At 68.3% G+C, this 16,682-nt stretch carries 16 protein-coding genes; 9 read left to right on the forward strand and 7 right to left on the reverse strand.

Going from position 1 to position 16,682, the window contains the following annotated elements:
- Positions 1–66: 66 nt before the first annotated feature.
- Positions 67–738 carry an FCD domain-containing protein gene (locus AB0H49_RS30415; RefSeq protein WP_355003932.1) on the reverse strand — a complete coding sequence of 224 codons (672 nt, stop codon included), beginning with the start codon at positions 736–738 and terminating at the stop codon, positions 67–69.
- Positions 739–911: 173 nt separating this feature from the next.
- Between AB0H49_RS30415 and AB0H49_RS30420 the strand changes: the two genes are divergently transcribed.
- The 6 genes from AB0H49_RS30420 to AB0H49_RS30445 all read left to right on the forward strand — a co-directional run bounded on the left by AB0H49_RS30420 (position 912) and on the right by AB0H49_RS30445 (position 8,838).
- On the forward strand, positions 912–2,063 hold the full coding sequence (locus tag AB0H49_RS30420; protein ID WP_357256300.1) for an MFS transporter: 1,152 nt from the start codon (positions 912–914) through the stop codon (positions 2,061–2,063).
- Positions 2,064–2,324: 261 nt separating this feature from the next.
- A complete protein-coding gene (locus tag AB0H49_RS30425; RefSeq protein ID WP_355003931.1) occupies positions 2,325–3,782 on the forward strand; it encodes a nitrate/nitrite transporter in 1,458 nt (485 codons plus the stop codon).
- A 28-nt stretch (positions 3,783–3,810) separates the two neighbouring features.
- Positions 3,811–6,351 (forward strand): nitrite reductase large subunit NirB, encoded by a 2,541-nt coding sequence (nirB, locus tag AB0H49_RS30430; protein ID WP_357256254.1) that lies wholly within the window; start codon positions 3,811–3,813, stop codon positions 6,349–6,351.
- Positions 6,352–6,415: 64 nt separating this feature from the next.
- Complete coding sequence (nirD, locus tag AB0H49_RS30435; protein ID WP_357256255.1) at positions 6,416–6,811, forward strand: nitrite reductase small subunit NirD; 396 nt, start codon at positions 6,416–6,418, stop codon at positions 6,809–6,811.
- Positions 6,812–6,817: 6 nt separating this feature from the next.
- Positions 6,818–8,062: a uroporphyrinogen-III synthase gene (locus tag AB0H49_RS30440; protein WP_355003929.1), complete on the forward strand. Its 1,245-nt coding sequence runs from the start codon at positions 6,818–6,820 to the stop codon at positions 8,060–8,062.
- Entirely contained in the window at positions 8,059–8,838 is a 780-nt protein-coding gene (locus AB0H49_RS30445; RefSeq protein WP_357256256.1) for a sirohydrochlorin chelatase, read from the forward strand. The genes AB0H49_RS30440 and AB0H49_RS30445 overlap by 4 nt, the downstream gene beginning before the upstream one ends.
- A gap of 82 nt (positions 8,839–8,920) precedes the next feature.
- On the opposite strand, the gene AB0H49_RS30450 is transcribed toward AB0H49_RS30445, so the two are convergent.
- Positions 8,921–9,550: a TetR/AcrR family transcriptional regulator gene (locus AB0H49_RS30450; RefSeq protein WP_355003927.1), complete on the reverse strand. Its 630-nt coding sequence runs from the start codon at positions 9,548–9,550 to the stop codon at positions 8,921–8,923.
- A 201-nt stretch (positions 9,551–9,751) separates the two neighbouring features.
- On the opposite strand from AB0H49_RS30450, the gene AB0H49_RS30455 reads away from it, so the two are divergent.
- The 3 genes from AB0H49_RS30455 (at position 9,752) to AB0H49_RS30465 (ending at position 12,630) form a co-directional block, all read left to right on the forward strand.
- Complete coding sequence (locus AB0H49_RS30455) at positions 9,752–11,491, forward strand: amidohydrolase family protein (protein ID WP_357256257.1); 1,740 nt, start codon at positions 9,752–9,754, stop codon at positions 11,489–11,491.
- A gap of 132 nt (positions 11,492–11,623) precedes the next feature.
- Positions 11,624–11,959 (forward strand): TfoX/Sxy family protein, encoded by a 336-nt coding sequence (locus AB0H49_RS30460; protein WP_357256258.1) that lies wholly within the window; start codon positions 11,624–11,626, stop codon positions 11,957–11,959.
- Positions 11,960–12,183: 224 nt separating this feature from the next.
- Positions 12,184–12,630, forward strand: coding sequence for a cupin domain-containing protein (locus AB0H49_RS30465; RefSeq protein WP_357256259.1), 447 nt, complete (start codon positions 12,184–12,186; stop codon positions 12,628–12,630).
- 47 nt (positions 12,631–12,677) lie between these two features.
- On the opposite strand, the gene AB0H49_RS30470 is transcribed toward AB0H49_RS30465, so the two are convergent.
- The 5 genes from AB0H49_RS30470 to narH form a co-directional block, all read right to left on the reverse strand.
- Positions 12,678–13,076, reverse strand: coding sequence for a hypothetical protein (locus AB0H49_RS30470; RefSeq protein WP_357256260.1), 399 nt, complete (start codon positions 13,074–13,076; stop codon positions 12,678–12,680).
- Positions 13,073–13,297 (reverse strand): type II toxin-antitoxin system HicA family toxin, encoded by a 225-nt coding sequence (locus AB0H49_RS30475; RefSeq protein WP_355003920.1) that lies wholly within the window; start codon positions 13,295–13,297, stop codon positions 13,073–13,075. Before AB0H49_RS30475 ends, AB0H49_RS30470 begins: the two co-directional genes overlap by 4 nt.
- A gap of 130 nt (positions 13,298–13,427) precedes the next feature.
- A complete protein-coding gene (gene narI, locus AB0H49_RS30480; protein WP_355003919.1) occupies positions 13,428–14,186 on the reverse strand; it encodes a respiratory nitrate reductase subunit gamma in 759 nt (252 codons plus the stop codon).
- Complete coding sequence (narJ, locus tag AB0H49_RS30485) at positions 14,183–14,863, reverse strand: nitrate reductase molybdenum cofactor assembly chaperone (RefSeq protein ID WP_355003918.1); 681 nt, start codon at positions 14,861–14,863, stop codon at positions 14,183–14,185. Before narJ ends, narI begins: the two co-directional genes overlap by 4 nt.
- The gene (narH, locus tag AB0H49_RS30490) at positions 14,860–16,647 is read right to left on the reverse strand and encodes a nitrate reductase subunit beta (protein WP_357256301.1); all 1,788 of its coding nucleotides are present in this window, start codon (positions 16,645–16,647) and stop codon (positions 14,860–14,862) included. Before narH ends, narJ begins: the two co-directional genes overlap by 4 nt.
- Positions 16,648–16,682 lie beyond the last annotated feature (35 nt).

Raw genomic sequence — 16,682 nt, forward strand, 5'->3', positions numbered from 1 at the left:
ACATGGGGGAAGCGCCCTCGGTGACCAGTTGGTTACCTGGCGATCTGGCCACGGGACCGGTCGGAACTATCGGGCGTCCGGGTATTCCGCGATGAGCGAACCGAGGAAGCAACGCGCGGCCTGCGCGGCGCGATCGGCGTCGCCGTCGACGACGGCCTGCACCAGTTCATTGTGCTCGGCGTCGTAGGAATCGTCGGATTTCGAAGTCCGCGAGCGGATCACCTGTTCGATGGTGGGCAGCAGCGAGTCGTAGAACTCGAGGTACACCGCGTTGTGGCTGGCGACCACGATCGCCCGGTGCAGCGCCACATCGGCGGCGATCGCGCTGTGGGTGTCCGCGTCCCAGTGGTGGCTGCGTTCTTCCAGCAACCTGTGCAGGTTCGCGATGTCGGCGTCGTCGCGGCGGCGCGCGGCGAGCGCGGCGGCGGTGGTGTCCAGCGCGAGGCGTAGCTCGAGGACATCGCGTTCCTCGGCGTCGGCGAAGTACTTGCCGAGGGTGCCGCCGACTTCCGAGGCGGCGATCACATAGGTGCCCGAGCCCTGGCGCCGTTCCAGCATGCCCGCGTGCACGAGCGCCTGGACGGCCTCGCGCACGGTGTTTCGGCCGGTGCCGGTGAGCTCGGTGAGCTCCGGTTCGGTCGGGATGCGGGAGCCGATAGCCCAACGGCCGGAACGGATTTCGGCACGCAGCTGTTCGGTTACCTGGGCGATGAGGCTGGTGCGCCGGACGGGTTGCACCGAAACAGAGTACCGCCCGTCACAAATTGTTGCCGACGATCATGGGGTCATCCTATGATTTCTCGGTGACAGCGACCCTTCCGGACACCGCGACCCGCCAGGATTCCGCCGCCCTCCAGCAGCGCAAGCGCGCGCTCGTCGAGGGTCGACTGCTGGTACTCACCGCGATCGTGATGTCCGCACTGGTCCTACGCGTCGCCGTCACCGCGTTCAGCCCGCTCGCCGAGCAGATCGGCGCGGATATCGGCTACTCGACCGCGGTCGTCGGCGTCTTCGGCATGATCCCGACCGCGATGTTCGCCCTCTCGGGCCTGCTCACCCCGATCCTGGTGCGCCGCCTCGGCCTGGAGCGGACCGCGCTCACCGCGATGCTGATGGCCGGTCTCGGCATGCTGATCCGGGCCACGACGCACGGCACCGCCGAACTGCTGATCTTCTCCGCGCTCGCGCTCGGCGGCATGGGCATCGGCAACGTGGTGATCCCGCCGTTGGTCAAGCGGTACTTCCCGGACCGGCTGGCGGTCATCAGCTCGCTCTACATCACCATGGTGCAGCTCGGCACCGTGGTGCCCGCGATGATCGCCGTGCCGGTCGCCGAGGCGCACGGCTGGCGGATCTCGATCGGTCTGTGGGCGCTGCTCGGCTTCGCCGCCGCGCTGCCATGGCTGAAGGTGCTGCGCGATCGGCGCGGTCGCGACATGGCCGACACCACGGGTTTGCCCGCCGAAGGCGCCGAGTCCACGGGCCGGGTCTGGCGTTCGCCGGTCGCCTGGGGCATGGCGGGCATGTTCGGCATGACCTCGCTGACCACCTACGCGATCTTCGCCTGGCTGCCCAAGATCTTGAGCGAAGCGGGCGCGAGCGCGGCGTTCGGCGGCACCATGGTCGGACTGTTCGCCCTGGTCGGTCTGGTGGCCGCGCTCTCGGCACCGACGATCGTCGCACGCTTCCGCAATCCGTTCCCCGTGGTCGTCGGCTGCGCGGCCTTGTTCTTCATCGCCTTCGCGGGCTTGCTGATCGCGCCGATGAGCGCGCCCGTGCTGTGGGTGGTGATCCTCGGACTCGGCCCGAGCACCTTCCCGATGGCGCTGACCCTGATCAATCTGCGCACCAAGACCCCGCGCGGTTCGGCGGCCCTGTCCGGCTTCACCCAGGGCGTCGGTTACGCGGTGGCGTGCGCGGGCCCGTTGCTGTTCGGCATGCTGCACACCGCCACGGGCGGCTGGCTCGCGCCGTTCGCGATGCTGAGCGTCGCGGTGCTGGTGTTGCTCGCCGGTGCGTGGCAGGCGTGCAAGCCGCGCATGCTCGAGGACACCTGGAACTGATCGGAACCGATCGCGCCGTTCGGGTTGCGGCGCGGTGCGGCGCGGCGCATGCTGTGCGCGTCACACCTCACCGGCCGCTGTGCGCGAGATCGGCTGTTTGTCACCCGTGGAAACGCTTGTGTCACACGGGTGAAACATAACGTTGAAACTCACCCCGGAATCCGGGGAATCGTGAGCAACCGTTGATTTGGCGGTCATTTCCCGCATCATTTCGGCAATACCTGTTTCCTACCGTGGGGGCCAACCGATTTTGGGAGGCCCTTGTTGAGCACGCTGACGCGTAACCACAACATCGAGCACTGGGATGCCGAGGACGTCGCGGCCTGGGAGGCGGGCGGCAAAGACATCGCCAAGCGCAACCTGATCTGGTCGGTCTTCGCCGAGCACGTCGGGTTCTCGGTCTGGTCGATCTGGTCGGTGATGGTGCTGTTCATGCCCGCCGACAAGTTCGGCATCGATCCGGCGGGCAAGTTCTTCTTGGCCGCGGTGCCGACGCTGGTCGGCGGCTTGCTGCGCATTCCATACACCGTGGCCACCGCCCGGTTCGGCGGACGCAACTGGACCATCTTCAGCGCGTTCCTGCTGGTCATCCCGACGCTGCTGACGCTGTACTTCGTCAACCAGCCGGGCACCTCCTACACCACCTTCCTGATCGTGGCCGCGTTCGCGGGCTTCGGCGGCGGCAACTTCGCCTCCTCGATGACCAACATCAACGCCTTCTACCCGCAGCGACTCAAGGGCTGGGCCCTCGGTCTGAACGCCGCGGGCGGCAACATCGGCGTTCCGGTCATCCAGCTGCTCGGCCTGCTGGTCCTCGCGACCCTCGGCGACGGCTACGGCGCCCTGATCTGCGCCATCTACCTGGTGCTCGTCGCGCTGACCGCTGTCGGCGCCGCGCTCTACATGGACAACCTGAAGAACCAGAAGGCCGACCTGTCCTACATGGTGACGGCGCTGAAGGTGCCGCAGTCCTGGGCCATCGCCTTCCTCTACATCGGCACCTTCGGTTCGTTCATCGGCTACAGCTTCGCCTTCGCCCAGATCTTGCAGATCAGTTTCAAGGCCGGCGGCGACACCGCAGCACAGGCCGCCGTGCACGCCGCGTCGATCGCGTTCATCGGCCCGCTGCTCGGTTCGCTGGCCCGCCCGTACGGCGGCAAGTGGGCCGACCGGATCGGCGGAAGCCGGGTCACCTTGGTCGTCTTCGGCGCGATGATGGCCGCCACCCTCGTGGTCGGGATCGCCAGCACCGTGGCCGACGGCAACGGCGGCGTCGCCAGCGGCGCCGTGATGACCGTGATGGTCATCGGCTTCATCGCCCTGTTCGTGCTCTCCGGCTTCGGCAACGGCGCGGTCACCAAGATCATCCCGTCGGTGTTCGACGCCAAGTCCAAGAGCCTGGACGCGAGTCCCGCCGAGCAGGCCGCCTGGTCGCAGAACACCTCCGGCGCGCTCATCGGCGTCGTCGGCGCCATCGGTGCGCTCGGCGGCGTCGGCATCAACCTGGTGCTGCGCTCCTCCTACGCCTCGACCAACTCGGCCACCACCGCCTTCTGGGTGTTCCTGGCCTTCTACGTCGCCTGCGCCGCGGTGACCTGGTTGGTCTTCCTCCGCCGTCCCACCATGGCCGTCGACAGCGATGTCGTGCACGAGGCCGAGGCGCTGGTCCTCGAGGCCGAGGCCGCCGCAACCAAGTCCAACTCGTCGGCTCGCGCCTGACGCCCGAACCATCCCCAGGGAGGTCACCATGAACCCCACAGTCGATCCCGCCCAGCGCAAGACCGCGGTGGTCGTCGGCCACGGCATGGTCGGGCACCGTTTCGTCGAGGCACTGCGCTCGCGTGACGAAGCCGACCAGTGGCAGATCGTCATCCTCAGCGAGGAGCAGCTGCCCGCCTACGACCGCGTCGGACTCTCGTCCTACGTCGGCACCTGGGACCCGAGCCTGCTCGCGCTGCCCGGCAACGAGTACGCCGGTGACGCACTCGTCGAGCTGCGCCTCGGCCAGCGCGCCGAGAGCATCGACCGCGCCGCGCGCAAGGTCGTCACCTCCGCGGGCGACACCATCGGCTACGACGCGCTGGTGCTGGCCACCGGCTCCTATGCTTTCGTGCCGCCGGTGCCCGGCCACGACCTGGACGGGTGCTACGTCTACCGCACCATCGAGGACCTGGACGGCATCCGCGCCACCGCGGAGGCGGCCGGTCCCGGCGCGGTCGGCGTGGTGATCGGCGGCGGTCTGCTCGGCCTGGAGGCGGCCAACGCGCTGCGCCTGCTCGGCATGACCCCGCACGTCATCGAATTCAACGACCGGCTGATGCCCGCGCAGGTCGACGCGGGCGGCGGCGCGATCCTGGAGCGCCTGGTCAGCGACCTCGGCCTGAACGTGCACACCGGCGTCGGCACCCAGGCGATCGAGGCCGCGGGTAACGGCAAGCTGAAGCTGACCCTCTCCGACGAGTCGACCATCGATGACGCCTCGCTCGTGGTGTTCTCCGCGGGCATCCGTCCGCGCGACCAGATCGCCCGCGACGCGGGCATCGAGGTCGGCCCGCGCGGCGGCATCATCACCGACCTGGGACTACAGACCTCGGACCCGAACATCTGGGCCATCGGCGAGTGCGCCGCGGTCGAGGGCGTCTGCTACGGCCTGGTCGCCCCCGGTTACAGCACCGCCGAGGTGGTGGCGGACCGGCTGCTCGGTGGCGCGGGCGAATTCCCCGGCGCCGACATGTCCACCAAGCTGAAGCTGCTCGGCGTCGACGTGGCCAGCTTCGGTGACGCGCACGGCACCACCGAAGGCGCGCTGTCGGTCGTGCTGCACGACGCGGCCAAGGGCACCTACGCCAAGCTCGTCGTCTCCGACGACGCGCAGATCCTGCTCGGCGGCATCCTGGTCGGCGACGCGTCCGCGTACTCCGCGCTGCGCCCGCTGGTCGGTCGTCCGCTGCCCGCCGATCCCGCCTCGCTGATCTCCCCGGCGGGCGCGGAACTCGGCGCGGACGCGCTGCCCGACGACGCCCAGATCTGCTCCTGCAACAACGTCAGCAAGGGCTCGATCTGCGGCGCCATCGCGGAGGGCGCCTGCGACGTGCCCGCCATCAAGAGCTGCACCAACGCGGGCACCTCCTGCGGTGGCTGCGTGCCGATGCTCAAGAAGCTGCTCGAGCAGTCCGGCGTCGAGGTCTCCAAGTCGCTGTGCGAGCACTTCAGCCAGTCGCGCGCCGAGCTGTTCCAGATCGTCCAGGTCACCGGCATCCGCACCTTCTCGGGCCTGATCGCCAAGTACGGCAAGGGAACCGGCTGCGACATCTGCAAGCCGACCGTCGCCTCCATCCTGGCCTCCACCTCGAGCGACCACATCCTCGATGGCGAGCAGGCCGCGCTGCAGGACACCAACGACCACTTCCTGGCCAACCTGCAGAAGAACGGCACCTACTCGGTGGTGCCGCGGATGCCCGGCGGTGAGGTGACCGCCGAGCAGCTGATCACCATCGGCGAGGTGGCCAAGGAATTCGGCCTCTACGTCAAGGTCACCGGTGGTCAGCGCATCGACCTGTTCGGCGCGCGCGTCGAGCAGCTGCCGCAGATCTGGCAGCGCCTGGTGGACGCGGGCATGGAATCCGGTCACGCGTACGGCAAGTCGCTGCGCACCGTCAAGAGCTGCGTCGGCTCCACCTGGTGCCGCTACGGTCAGCAGGACTCGGTCGGCATGGCCGTCCTGCTCGAAAAGCGTTACCGCGGACTGCGTTCCCCGCACAAGCTGAAGCTGGCGGTGTCCGGCTGCGCCCGCGAGTGCGCCGAGGCGCGCGGCAAGGACGTCGGCGTGATCGCCACCGAGAACGGCTGGAACCTCTACGTCGGCGGCAACGGCGGTCTCACGCCGAAGCACGCGGTGCTGCTGGCCGGTGAGCTCGACGACGAGACGCTGATCAAGTACATCGACCGCTACCTGATGTTCTACATCCGCACCGCCGACCGGCTGCAGCGCACGGCGCCGTGGCAGGAGGCGCTCGAGGGCGGCATGGACTACCTCAAGGCGGTCGTCTGCGAGGACAGCCTCGGCATCGCCGACGAGCTCGAGGCCGCCATGGCCAAGCACGTCGACGGTTACAAGGACGAGTGGGCCGCGGTGCTCGAGGACGAGGAGAAGCTCTCGCGCTTCGTGTCGTTCGTCAACGCGCCGGAAGAGGCCGACCCGACGATCTCGTTCGACGACAGCGGCGAGCGGAAGGTGCCGGTGCTGTTGGGTGTGCCACAAATGCCGGCCGCCACGCACGGGAAATAACGACTTAACCGTGCGGAAACAGGACGCCGGTACCAATGAGTAAGGCGTTCGGAGGAGGAACCCGATGACCGTGATCGATACACCCAGCATCTCGCCAGCTACGGCCACCGGTTGGACGCAAGCGTGCCGACTCGACTATTTGATCCCAGGCCGCGGCGTTGCGGTATTGCTGAAGGGTGGCCAGCAGGCCGCTCTGTTCCGACTGACCGACGGCAGCGTGTACGCCGTCGGCAATATCGATCCGTTCGGTCGCGCGGCCGTCATGTCGCGCGGGATCGTCGGTGACCGCAGCGGCGTCCCCGTCGTCGCCTCGCCGCTGCTGAAGCAGGCGTTCTCGTTGCTCGATGGGCGTTGCCTGGACGATGAATCGGCGGCGCTGCCGGTGTACGCGGTGCGGGTCGACGACGGCATCGTTTCGGTTTCCAACGAGCCGGTCGCGCTCGATTCCTCGGACGGATGAACCTCTATGACGACAACTGAAGCGGGCGCCTGTCTCGCTGGATTCACGGTCGGCGTCACGGCGGCTCGGCGAGCCGAGGAGTTCTCCACCCTGCTCAAAAGGCGGGGCGCCACCATCGTCACGGCGCCCGCCATCCGGATCATTCCGTTGGCCGACGACACCGAACTGGAGCGTGTCACAAGGACTTTGGTCGCCGAGCCGCCGCAGATCACCGTCGCCACCACCGGCATCGGTTTCCGCGGCTGGATGGAAGCGGCCGAAGGCTGGGGCCTGGCCGAGGAACTGCGCAGCACGCTGGCCGCCACCCGCATGCTGGCGCGCGGCCCGAAAGCCAAGGGCGCCATCCGCGCCGCGGAACTGCGCGAGGAGTGGTCGCCCGCCTCCGAGTCGTCGGCCGAGGTGCTCGATCACCTGCTGGCCGAGGGCGTGGAGGGCGTGCGCATCGCGGTGCAGCTGCACGGCGCCACCACCGAATGGGAGCCCGTCCCGGACTTCTGTGAAGTATTGCGTTGCGCCGGAGCGGATGTCGTTCCGGTGCCGGTGTACCGCTGGACTCCGCCCGCCGATCAGGGCCCGATGGACCAGCTGATCGAGGCCATCGTCACCGCGAGCCTGGACTGCGTGACCTTCACCAGCGCGCCCGCCGTGGCGTCGATGTTGATGCGCGCCAAGGAAACCGGTCTGCTGGAGGGCGTGCTGCACGCCCTGCGCGGTCGGGTGCTCGCGGCCTGCGTCGGTCCGATCACCGCCGCGCCGCTGGAAGAGCTCGGCGTGCCGACCTCGATGCCGGGGCGCGCGCGTCTCGGCGCGCTGGCCAGGCACGTGGCCGAGGAATTGCCCAGGCGCGCCAACCGGATTCAGGCCGCCGGACACAACATCAGCGTGCGCGGCGCGTGTGTTGTCGTGGACGGCGAGGTGCGTCAGCTGGCGCCCGCGCCGATGGCGCTGATGCGTTCGCTGGCCCGCCAGCCCGGTCGGGTGGTCTCCCGCGAGGACCTGCTCTCCGCGCTGCCCGGCGGCGGTGACGACACGCACGCCGTGGAGACCGCGATCGCCAGGCTGCGCGCCGGACTCGGCACGCCGAAGGCGATCCAGACCGTGGTCAAGCGCGGCTACCGGCTCGCTTTGGACGCCGCCGAGTGCACCGACAACAATCCGCGCCAGGTGCCGCAAGCGCGGCCGCAGGTGCCCGGTATCGGGTCGCCCGTGCGTGCTCCCAAGTACGCTCCGCAACCGATGGGGAGCTGGTGAGCACCCCCGCCCTGGTGCTGGTGGCGCACGGCACCCGAAGCACCAAGGGCGTGGAGATGATCGCCGCTCTTGCCGAAGCGGTCTCCCGTGAACTCGGTGCGGCGCAGGCTCTTTCGGAAACGGACGCCGCGATTTCGGGGCGCGGCGACCGTACCGACGCGCCCGCGGTCCGCACCGCCTTCGTCGACGTGCTCGGCCCGTCGCCGTCGGAGGTGCTGCGCGATCTGACCGGAACGACGGAATCTGTTCCCGCCGTGCTGGTTCCGGCGTTCCTCGCCTCCGGCTACCACGTCTACCAAGACGTGCCGCGCGAGGTCGCCGAGAGCGGGCACGACGCGGTGGCCGTCACCCCGGCCATGGGGCCGGATCCGGCGCTGGCCAGGATCATGGCGGTGCGGTTGCGCGCGGCGGGCTGGCGGCGTGGTGACGCGGTCGTGTTCGCGGCGGCGGGGTCCTCGGATGCCCGTGCGCGGCAAGACGTTCGGCGCGCGGCCGCGATGCTGGCCGAGCACCTGGGTGCACCGGTGCGCATCGGCTACGTCGCCACGGGCGCGCCGCGCGTTCCGGAAGTCGTCGCCGACCTGCGTGCCTCCGGTGCGCGGCGGGTGTTCGTCGCGTCCTATCTGCTGGCGCACGGGCTGTTCCAGCAGCGGCTGCACGACGCGGGCGCGGACGGCGTGGCGGAACCCATCGGCGTGCATCCCGCGGTCGTCCGGCTCATCGCGGACCGTTATCGCGCGGCCGTGCGGGAAATGGTCGATACTCGCGTGCGCTGAGTGTCGCACGCCCCCGAGGCTCGCGGCGGCGCCGTCGGTGGCCTAGGAGTAAGGAGTCGGCGCGCCGCTGCCGTGGTGGGCATCAATCGCCCCCCGGCGCCACGAGTGCGGGGAACCAGATGTCGGTGAGCACCTCGGCCGCCTGGCTCGCGGAGACGTCGATCGTGCCCTGCATGGCCCAGCGGGTGAAGAACCGTTCCAGTTGCGCGACAAGTAGTTCGATGCGCAGTCGCGCTTCGTCCCTGCGTTCGGCGGGCCAGCGGGACAGGTAGGCGGGCATGCTGTCGGCGAGCGTCATGATGCCCTCGCGCGCGACCTCGCGGAATTCCGGCTCGAGTGCGGTCGCCTCGTCCCATGCGGGCAGCATGTCCTTGTTCGCGAAGAACCAGTCGATGGCCCGGGTCATCCAGTCCGCGAACTCTTCTCGTGATCCGGTGGTGAGCACCCGGTCCAGGTCGGCGTAGAAGAGGCGAACGCTGGCGAGGGTGCCCGCCTCGGCGATGGCACGCAGCACCTCCGGTTTGCCGGTGAAGTGCAGGTAGAAGGTGGCCCGGCTACAGCCGACCGCGGCGGCGATGTCGTCGACGCGGACCGAGGAGTAGCCCTGCGTTTCGAACAGGTGGCGCGCGGTGTCGACGATCCGCGCTCGGGTCAGGCGTTTCTGTTCCTCGCGCAACAAGCCGCGGCGGGCCTCGGTCGGTTCGGTCGGCATGAACTCATCCTAGACGATGCGCAAAGTCACTAGACATGGTGTCTAGCCAGTGCTACGTTGTGGTGCAGGTCACGTCGGCTGGGTTCGCCGACGACCGCGGCTCGAGGTTCTCGCCCCGTGGCCGGATCACCGCGGAACCGTTGCCGCGCACTGCGACCGGCGCGGTCGTGCGGTGCGAGATCGCTTTGTAGGGAGTCAGCGATGTTCGACAGCATCATCAAGGGCGGCCGGTGGTTCGACGGCACGGGCGCCCCGTCAGCGGTTCGCCATCTCGGCATCCGCGCCGGCAGGGTGGCCGAGGTGTCGGCCGTGCCGCTCGACGAGACCGGCTGCGGCCGGGTCGTCGACGCCGCCGGGCACTGGGTGATTCCCGGCATGATCGACATCCACACCCACTACGACGTGGAGGTATTGCTCGATCCAGCGCTGCCGGAATCGGTGCGCCACGGCGTGACGACCGTGCTGCTCGGTTCGTGTTCGCTGTCGACAGTGCACGCCGACGCGGAGACGGCGGGCGATCTGTTCGGCCGGGTCGAAGCCATTCCGCGCGGACACGTCGTCGCCGCGATCGGCGACCTGAAGTCCTGGCGCACCGCCGAGGAGTACGCCGCGGCGCTCGACGCGCTGCCGCTCGGGCCGAATGTGGCCGGCTTCCTCGGGCATTCCGACGTTCGCGCGGCCGTGATGGGGCTCGATCGCGCCACCAGGCGCGAGGTGAAGGCGACTCCCGACGAGCTCGCCACGATGCGGCGCGCACTCACCGAAGCCCTCGACGCGGGCTTCGTCGGCATGTCCTCCCAGCAGCTGCTGTTCGACAAGCTCGACGGGCAGCGTTGCCGCTCGCGCACCCTGCCCTCCACGTACGCGACGAGCCGGGAACGCAGCGTGCTCAACACGATTCTGCGCCGCCGCGGGCGCGCCTTGCAGGGCGGACCCGACGTGGCACGGCCGCAGAGCCTGGTCGCGATGGCCGCGAGCAGCATCGGGCTGTGGCGGGAACCGCTCAAGGTGAGCCTGCTCTCGGCCGCGGACGTGAAGGCGATTCCCGGTGTGGCGCGGGCGTTTCCGGCGCTCGCCCGCGCCGTCAACGCGCTCGGCGGCGATTTCCGCTGGCAGCATTTACCGGTGCCGTTCGAGGTGTATTCCGACGGGATCGACCTGCCGGTGTTCGAGGAATTCGGATCGGGCGCCGCGGCATTGCATCTCGCCGACCAGCTCGAAGAGCGTGCGGACCTGCTGAGCGATGAAGGCTATCGCCGCTGGTTCCGCAAGGACTACGACAAGAAGTTCGGTCCCCGCGTCTGGCATCGCGACTTCTTCGACGCCGAGATCGTCGAATGCCCCGACGAATCCGTGCTCGGCAAGACCTTCGGTCAGGTCGGTCTCGACCGCGGCGGCCTGCATCCGGTCGACGCGTTCCTCGATCTCGTCGTGGAACACGGCACCAAAGTGCGTTGGCGCACAACCATTTCCAACCACCGCCCCGCTGTGCTCGACCGTTTCGCGGCGGATCCCGGCATCCAGCTCGGCTTCTCGGACGCGGGCGCGCACCTGCGCAACATGGCCTTCTACAACTTCGGCCTGCGACTGCTGCGTCGCGTCCACGACGCCGAACGAGCGCGCCGGCCGTTCATGACGCTCGAGCACGCGGTCCACCGCCTGACCGGTGAACTCGCCGAGTGGTACGGCTTGGACGCGGGCCGCCTGCGCGTCGGCGACCGTGCCGACGCCGTCGTGATCGACCCGGCCCATCTCGACGCCACCCTCGACACCTACGCCGAACACCCGGCTCCGCACTACGACAACTTGTCCCGCATGGTCAATCGCAACGACGCGACCGTCACCGCGGTGTTCATCGGTGGGAAGTACGTGTTCGGCTCCGGCGCCGCCGGACCCGGGCTCGGCACGGAACAGGCGGGGCGGTTCCTGCGCGCCGGATGACGACGTGACGTTCGCGCCGCCCGCGCGAAGGGGTTGTGGCGTTCGCGCCGCCCGCGCGAAGGGGCGGCACACGGGTTGCGCACCGCGTAAAGGGGCAGCGATCTGTCGGTGCCCAGGTCCACACTGTGACCTATGGCATACGACGAGGAACTGGCCGAGCGGATCCGCGACCTGATCGATCCCGGCCTCGACATGACCGAGAAGAAGATGTTCGGCGGTCTCGCCTTCATGATCAGCGGCAACATGGCGGTGGCTGCCAGCGGCCAGGGCGGCCTGCTCGTCCGCGTCGACCCGGCCCAGGGCGCCACCATGATCGACGACGAAACCGTCACGCCGATGACCATGGGCGGCCGAGAAATGGTCGGCTGGCTCCGAGTGACCGGCACACCGATCCGCGACGACACAACCCTGCGCGAGTGGGTCGACCGCGGCGTCGACTACGCCCGCTCCCTCCCGGCCAAGGGGTAGATGCCCGCGCCGCGCTTGCAACCGCAACTATGGCTGCCGCGCCGCGAGCCGCAGGACTCGCAAGCCACTGACGTCGGGCGCATCCGCATCACCGCGCCCAGCTGGACGCCCGCGCGGCATCACCTGACGAACTATGCCGCGCCGACCGATTAGTGAATCGGACAGTTTGGACGGATTCGCTGTCGACCCTTTCCCGGCCGTCCCGCGCTCGATACGCTGCGCCGATGACGCCCATTGTGCGTGTAGCCGTGGTTGTGGCGGTGCTCGGCGGGTCGCTGGTTGGCGCGATACGTGCCGAGGCAACACCCGGCTCGGATATCACGGCGACCACCCTGGGGCATGCGCAGATTCCGGCAGGGTTGCTGCCGTTCGTGGCGGGGACCGATCTGGTGGTTCGGGAGATCACCATCGGGCCGGGCGGGTCGACCGGGTGGCACTATCACGACGGCCCGGTCTTCGGCTTCGTTCGCTCCGGCACCCTCACCCATCCCGGGCCGGACTGTGTCGCGCCGGTGTATCGCACGGGCGACTTCATCTACGAGCCGGCCGGGGAGTGGAACGTCCACATCGGCCAGAACCTCGGCACCGAGCCCCTGGTCCTCGATGTCGTCTACGCCCCACCGACGGGCGACCCCCTCTTCCGCGACGCCCCAGCCCCGGCCTGCGCCTGAACCCGTCGCAACGGTTCTCGAGACCTGCGATGGCCCGGGATCCGAGCCTATTTCGCCAGTTGGCCGATCCGCTGCCGCGCCACATTGAGCAACGTGGCGACATCGACGTCGGGGACGTCTTCGCGTCGAAGCTCTTTGACGAGCGAGCGCTGCTCGGCATTCAGTTCCTCGGTCAGCCGTTCGATCGTCGAGCGGAGTTGTGCGATGTGCTCCACCCGCTCGTTGACGTCGTGCGCGTCCCCGAAATCGTCGACGATCAACCGTGATTCCACCCGGGACAGTGGCACGTCGAGCTTGGCGGCGATGATGGTGCGCGCTTCGTATCCGACGTCGGTGAGATGGCGCGCTTGACCGCAGGGATCGGCTCCGTACACATCGGGGATGGTGATTTCCCACCATCGTCCGACACGGCTCGCGTGCACGTCGTAGGTGATTGCCTTGCTCACTGCTTCTCTTCCTCCTCCGGGCAGTCGCAGGACCCTACGGCCTTGTAGATCGACCTGGCCACGCCCGGCGAGATGGTGGTGTGCCCGTCCGGGACGCTCACGTCATGCTTGCCGGTTCGGCAACCGTAGATCGTGTGGCTGCCCGCTCCGTCGCGGAGCTTCGACCAGCCCGCGGCTTTGAGGGCCTTCAGGACCTTCCTGGTCGGTTGCTCCGCAATCATGACAGCATGCTAGCGCGCTAGGCGCAAGCATGACTAGCAAACTAGCAGAAAATGTAGCTAGTCAGATTGCAAGTCCGCATCCGCTCAATACGAAGTCGCCCCCACCGGGTTGCGGTGGGGGCGAAGGAGATCAGCGCCAGCGTTCCGGGGTGACCGGGGCGTCCCAGGCGCGGGCGTAGCGGCGGGAGTCGGTGGCGTTGGGTTGTTTGTGGCGGTAGACGATGTAGGGGCGGGTGAGGTAGCCGATGGGGGCGCTGAACATGTGGACCAGGCGGGTGTAGGGCCACAGGGCGACCAGGACGAGGACGACCAGCCCGTGCAGCTGGAACGGCCACGGGGTGTCGACCATCAGTTCCGGTTGCGGGTTCAGGGTGAACAGGCTGCGGAACCAGGGGGAGACGGTCTCGCGGTAGTTGTAGGTGCCGAACAGCAGGTTGGCGCCCCAGGTGTTGGTCAGGCCGGTGACCAGCGCGGCGGTGAGCAGGGCGTACATCAGCTTGTCGTTGGCGGTGGTCGCTTTGCGTACCGCGGTCACCGTGAACCGGCGGTACAGCAGAATGCCCACACCGGCCAGCACAGAGAGACCGGCCACCGAACCGGCGCCGACCGCGATCAGGTGATAGGTGTGGTCGTTGATGCCGACGGCTTCGGTCCACGACTCGGGAATCAGCACGCCGAGAACGTGCCCGAAGAACACCCCGAGCATGCCGAAGTGGAACAGCGGGCTGCCCAGCCGCAGCAACCTGCTCTCGTAGATCTGCGAGGACCGGGTGGTCCAGCCGAACTGGTCGTTGCGGTAGCGCCAGATGTGGCCGAGTACGAACGAGGTGAACGCGACGTACGGCAGGATCAGCCACAACTCGACGGGCAGGTGCGGGACGGCGTTCATCGACGGCCTTCCGATTGAGCGAACATCGTGGGGTCCATGGCGAAGGGTTCCAGCCCGACCTCTTCCTCCGGGGGACCTTCGGCCGCGAGCTCGGCGATGCGCCGCCGATCGGCCGTGGTGAGCGGCGGCAGCGTGGCCACCACCGCGGCGAGCGCCCCCGCGTAGGGAGAACCGCTGTCGGACAACGAGAGTCGCAGCAGCTCGATGACCGGCAGGTGCTCGCCGAGCAGGCGCTCGCCGCCGATCGGGTCCACCGTCGCGGCGAATTCGAGCAACACGGGCAGGTGATCGGGCAGTTCCTGATCACCCAGTTCCACCCCGGCGTGCCGGTAGGCGTGCTTGAAACGCAGCAACGCCATGCCGCGCTTGCGGGTGTCGCCGTAGGCGTAGAAGGTCAGGTGCAGGCTGGCACGGCGCCGCATGTCGAAGGTCGCGACGTAGTCGGCGGCCAGGTCGATCGGCGGCGTCGTGCGCAGGTGGGTCAGCAGACCGGCCAGCTGCGGGCGCACCTCGTCGGGCAATTGATCTGCCGCACTGGATAATTCGTCCAGCATGGCCAGCGTTGCCTGGCCGGGGTAGTCCAGCAGCAGCGCGGCGAGCCGCCACACCAGGCGACGGTCGCGCTCGGCCATCCGCACGGCGGGCTCGGGCCGCCGGCGCAGTTTCAGCAGACTCATCTGGTGACCCCGCTCGACGTCGCGGTCACATCCTCGGCGGACGAACCGTTCCCGGCAGCGCCGTTGCTGCCGTTCGCGGCCCCTACTCCGGCAGCGCCGTTGCTGCCGTTTGCCTTCGAGTCGCCGGACTCTGCGCCGTTGTGCCCCGCGCCGTTCTGCGCAGCCGAGCCGTTGGAGCCAGCACCGTTGGACCCAGCACCGTTGGTCGGAATCAAACCCTTGGTGCTCTTCCCATCCCAGTTGAGCAAATTGATCCGGGTCGACTTCTCCTCCGGCGCAGCCCCATTGGAGTCCGTTAGATGGAACTTCTCCACCATCTGGTCGAACGCGGTCATACCCGGCCCACCATCGGTGTCCAGACTGCACCCGGTCGCCAGCGAATCCAGTTCGTGCGCCTGCGAAGTCGCGCCCTGCGGGATCACATACCGGTGCTCGTACTTCGCGATGGCGAGCAGCCGGTACAGCGCCTCGATCTCCTCGGGCTCCAGCCGCACCGACGGCGCGATCGAGGGATCGGGCTCCTCGCCGAGGTTCACCGACCGCATGAAAGACCGCATGGCGGCGAGCCTCTGCAGCGACGCCCGCACTGGACCGAGTTCACCCGCGGTGAACAGCTCCGCCAGGTATTCCACCGGAATGCGCAGCGCGTCGATGGCGCCGAACAGGTTCGCGTGGTTCTCCCCGTCGTGCCCGGTCTCGGTGAGCACGTCCACCACCGGCGAGAGCGGCGGCACGTACCAGACCATCGGCATGGTCCGGTATTCCGGGTGCAGCGGCAGCGCGATCTGGTAGTCCACGATCAGCTTGTAGACCGGCGAATCCTGGGCCGCCTGAATCCATTCCGGCGAGATGCCGGCGCGCTCGGCCTCCGCGACGACCCGCGGGTCGTGCGGGTTGAGGAAGACGCCGAGTTGCGAGGGGTACAGGTCCTTGGTGTCGGTGACCGACGCCGCCTCCTGCACCTTGTCCGCGTCGTAGAGCATGACGCCGATGTAGCGCAGCCGTCCCACGCAGGTCTCCGAACACACCGTCGGAATGCCGACCTCCACGCGCGGGTAGCAGAAGGTGCACTTCTCCGCCTTGCCCGTCTTGTGGTTGAAGTAGATCTTCTTGTACGGGCATCCGGTGATGCACTGCCGCCAGCCGCGGCACTTGTCCTGGTCGACGAGCACGATGCCGTCCTCGGCCCGCTTGTAGATCGCGCCGGAGGGACAGGACGCCGCGCACGACGGGTTCAGGCAGTGCTCGCAGATGCGCGGCAGGTAGAACATGAAGGTCTCTTCGAACTCCAGTTTCACCTTGTCCGAGAGCTTGTTCAGCAGCGGGTCCTTGCCGACCTGCTCCGGGCCGGAGCCGAGGTCGTCGTCCCAGTTGGCGCCCCAGGTGACCTTCGTGTCCTCGCCGGTGATCAGCGATTTCGGTCGCGCCACCGGCGTGGTGTCGATGGCGGGGGAGGACAGCAGGTTGTCGTAGTCGTAGCTCCACGGGTCGTAGTAGTCCGACACCGTGGGCAGGTCCGGGTTGGCGAAGATGTTGAGCAGCCGCTTCATTCGCGAACCGGACTTCAGGGTCAGCTTGCCGCGCTTGGTGAGCGTCCAGCCGCCCTTCCACTTCTCCTGATCCTGGTACTGACGCGGATAGCCCTGTCCGGGCCGGGTTTCCACGTTGTTGAACCAGACGTACTCGGTGCCGCCGCGGTTGGTCCACGCCTGCTTGCAGGTGACGCTGCAGGTGTGGCAGCCGATGCACTTGTCCAGGTTCATCACCATGGCGAGCTGTGCCATGACACGCATATCAGTACTCCACCTTCTGCGACCGC

Origin of the sequence: Nocardia sp. NPDC050713, assembly GCF_040654315.1 — a bacterium.
GTDB lineage: Bacteria > Actinomycetota > Actinomycetes > Mycobacteriales > Mycobacteriaceae > Nocardia.

What these genes read in the sequence shown, in the direction of transcription:
- AB0H49_RS30420 (WP_357256300.1), top strand. Translation starts at nt 912, where the DNA reads ATGTCCGCACTGGTCCTACGCGTCGCCGTCACCGCGTTCAGCCCGCTC.
- nirB (WP_357256254.1), top strand. Translation starts at nt 3,811, where the DNA reads ATGAACCCCACAGTCGATCCCGCCCAGCGCAAGACCGCGGTGGTCGTC.
- nirD (WP_357256255.1), top strand. Translation starts at nt 6,416, where the DNA reads ATGACCGTGATCGATACACCCAGCATCTCGCCAGCTACGGCCACCGGT.
- AB0H49_RS30440 (WP_355003929.1), top strand. Translation starts at nt 6,818, where the DNA reads ATGACGACAACTGAAGCGGGCGCCTGTCTCGCTGGATTCACGGTCGGC.
- AB0H49_RS30450 (WP_355003927.1), bottom strand. Translation starts at nt 9,550, where the DNA reads ATGCCGACCGAACCGACCGAGGCCCGCCGCGGCTTGTTGCGCGAGGAA.
- AB0H49_RS30455 (WP_357256257.1), top strand. Translation starts at nt 9,752, where the DNA reads ATGTTCGACAGCATCATCAAGGGCGGCCGGTGGTTCGACGGCACGGGC.
- AB0H49_RS30460 (WP_357256258.1), top strand. Translation starts at nt 11,624, where the DNA reads ATGGCATACGACGAGGAACTGGCCGAGCGGATCCGCGACCTGATCGAT.
- AB0H49_RS30465 (WP_357256259.1), top strand. Translation starts at nt 12,184, where the DNA reads ATGACGCCCATTGTGCGTGTAGCCGTGGTTGTGGCGGTGCTCGGCGGG.
- AB0H49_RS30475 (WP_355003920.1), bottom strand. Translation starts at nt 13,297, where the DNA reads ATGATTGCGGAGCAACCGACCAGGAAGGTCCTGAAGGCCCTCAAAGCC.
- narI (WP_355003919.1), bottom strand. Translation starts at nt 14,186, where the DNA reads ATGAACGCCGTCCCGCACCTGCCCGTCGAGTTGTGGCTGATCCTGCCG.
- narJ (WP_355003918.1), bottom strand. Translation starts at nt 14,863, where the DNA reads ATGAGTCTGCTGAAACTGCGCCGGCGGCCCGAGCCCGCCGTGCGGATG.
- narH (WP_357256301.1), bottom strand. Translation starts at nt 16,647, where the DNA reads ATGGCACAGCTCGCCATGGTGATGAACCTGGACAAGTGCATCGGCTGC.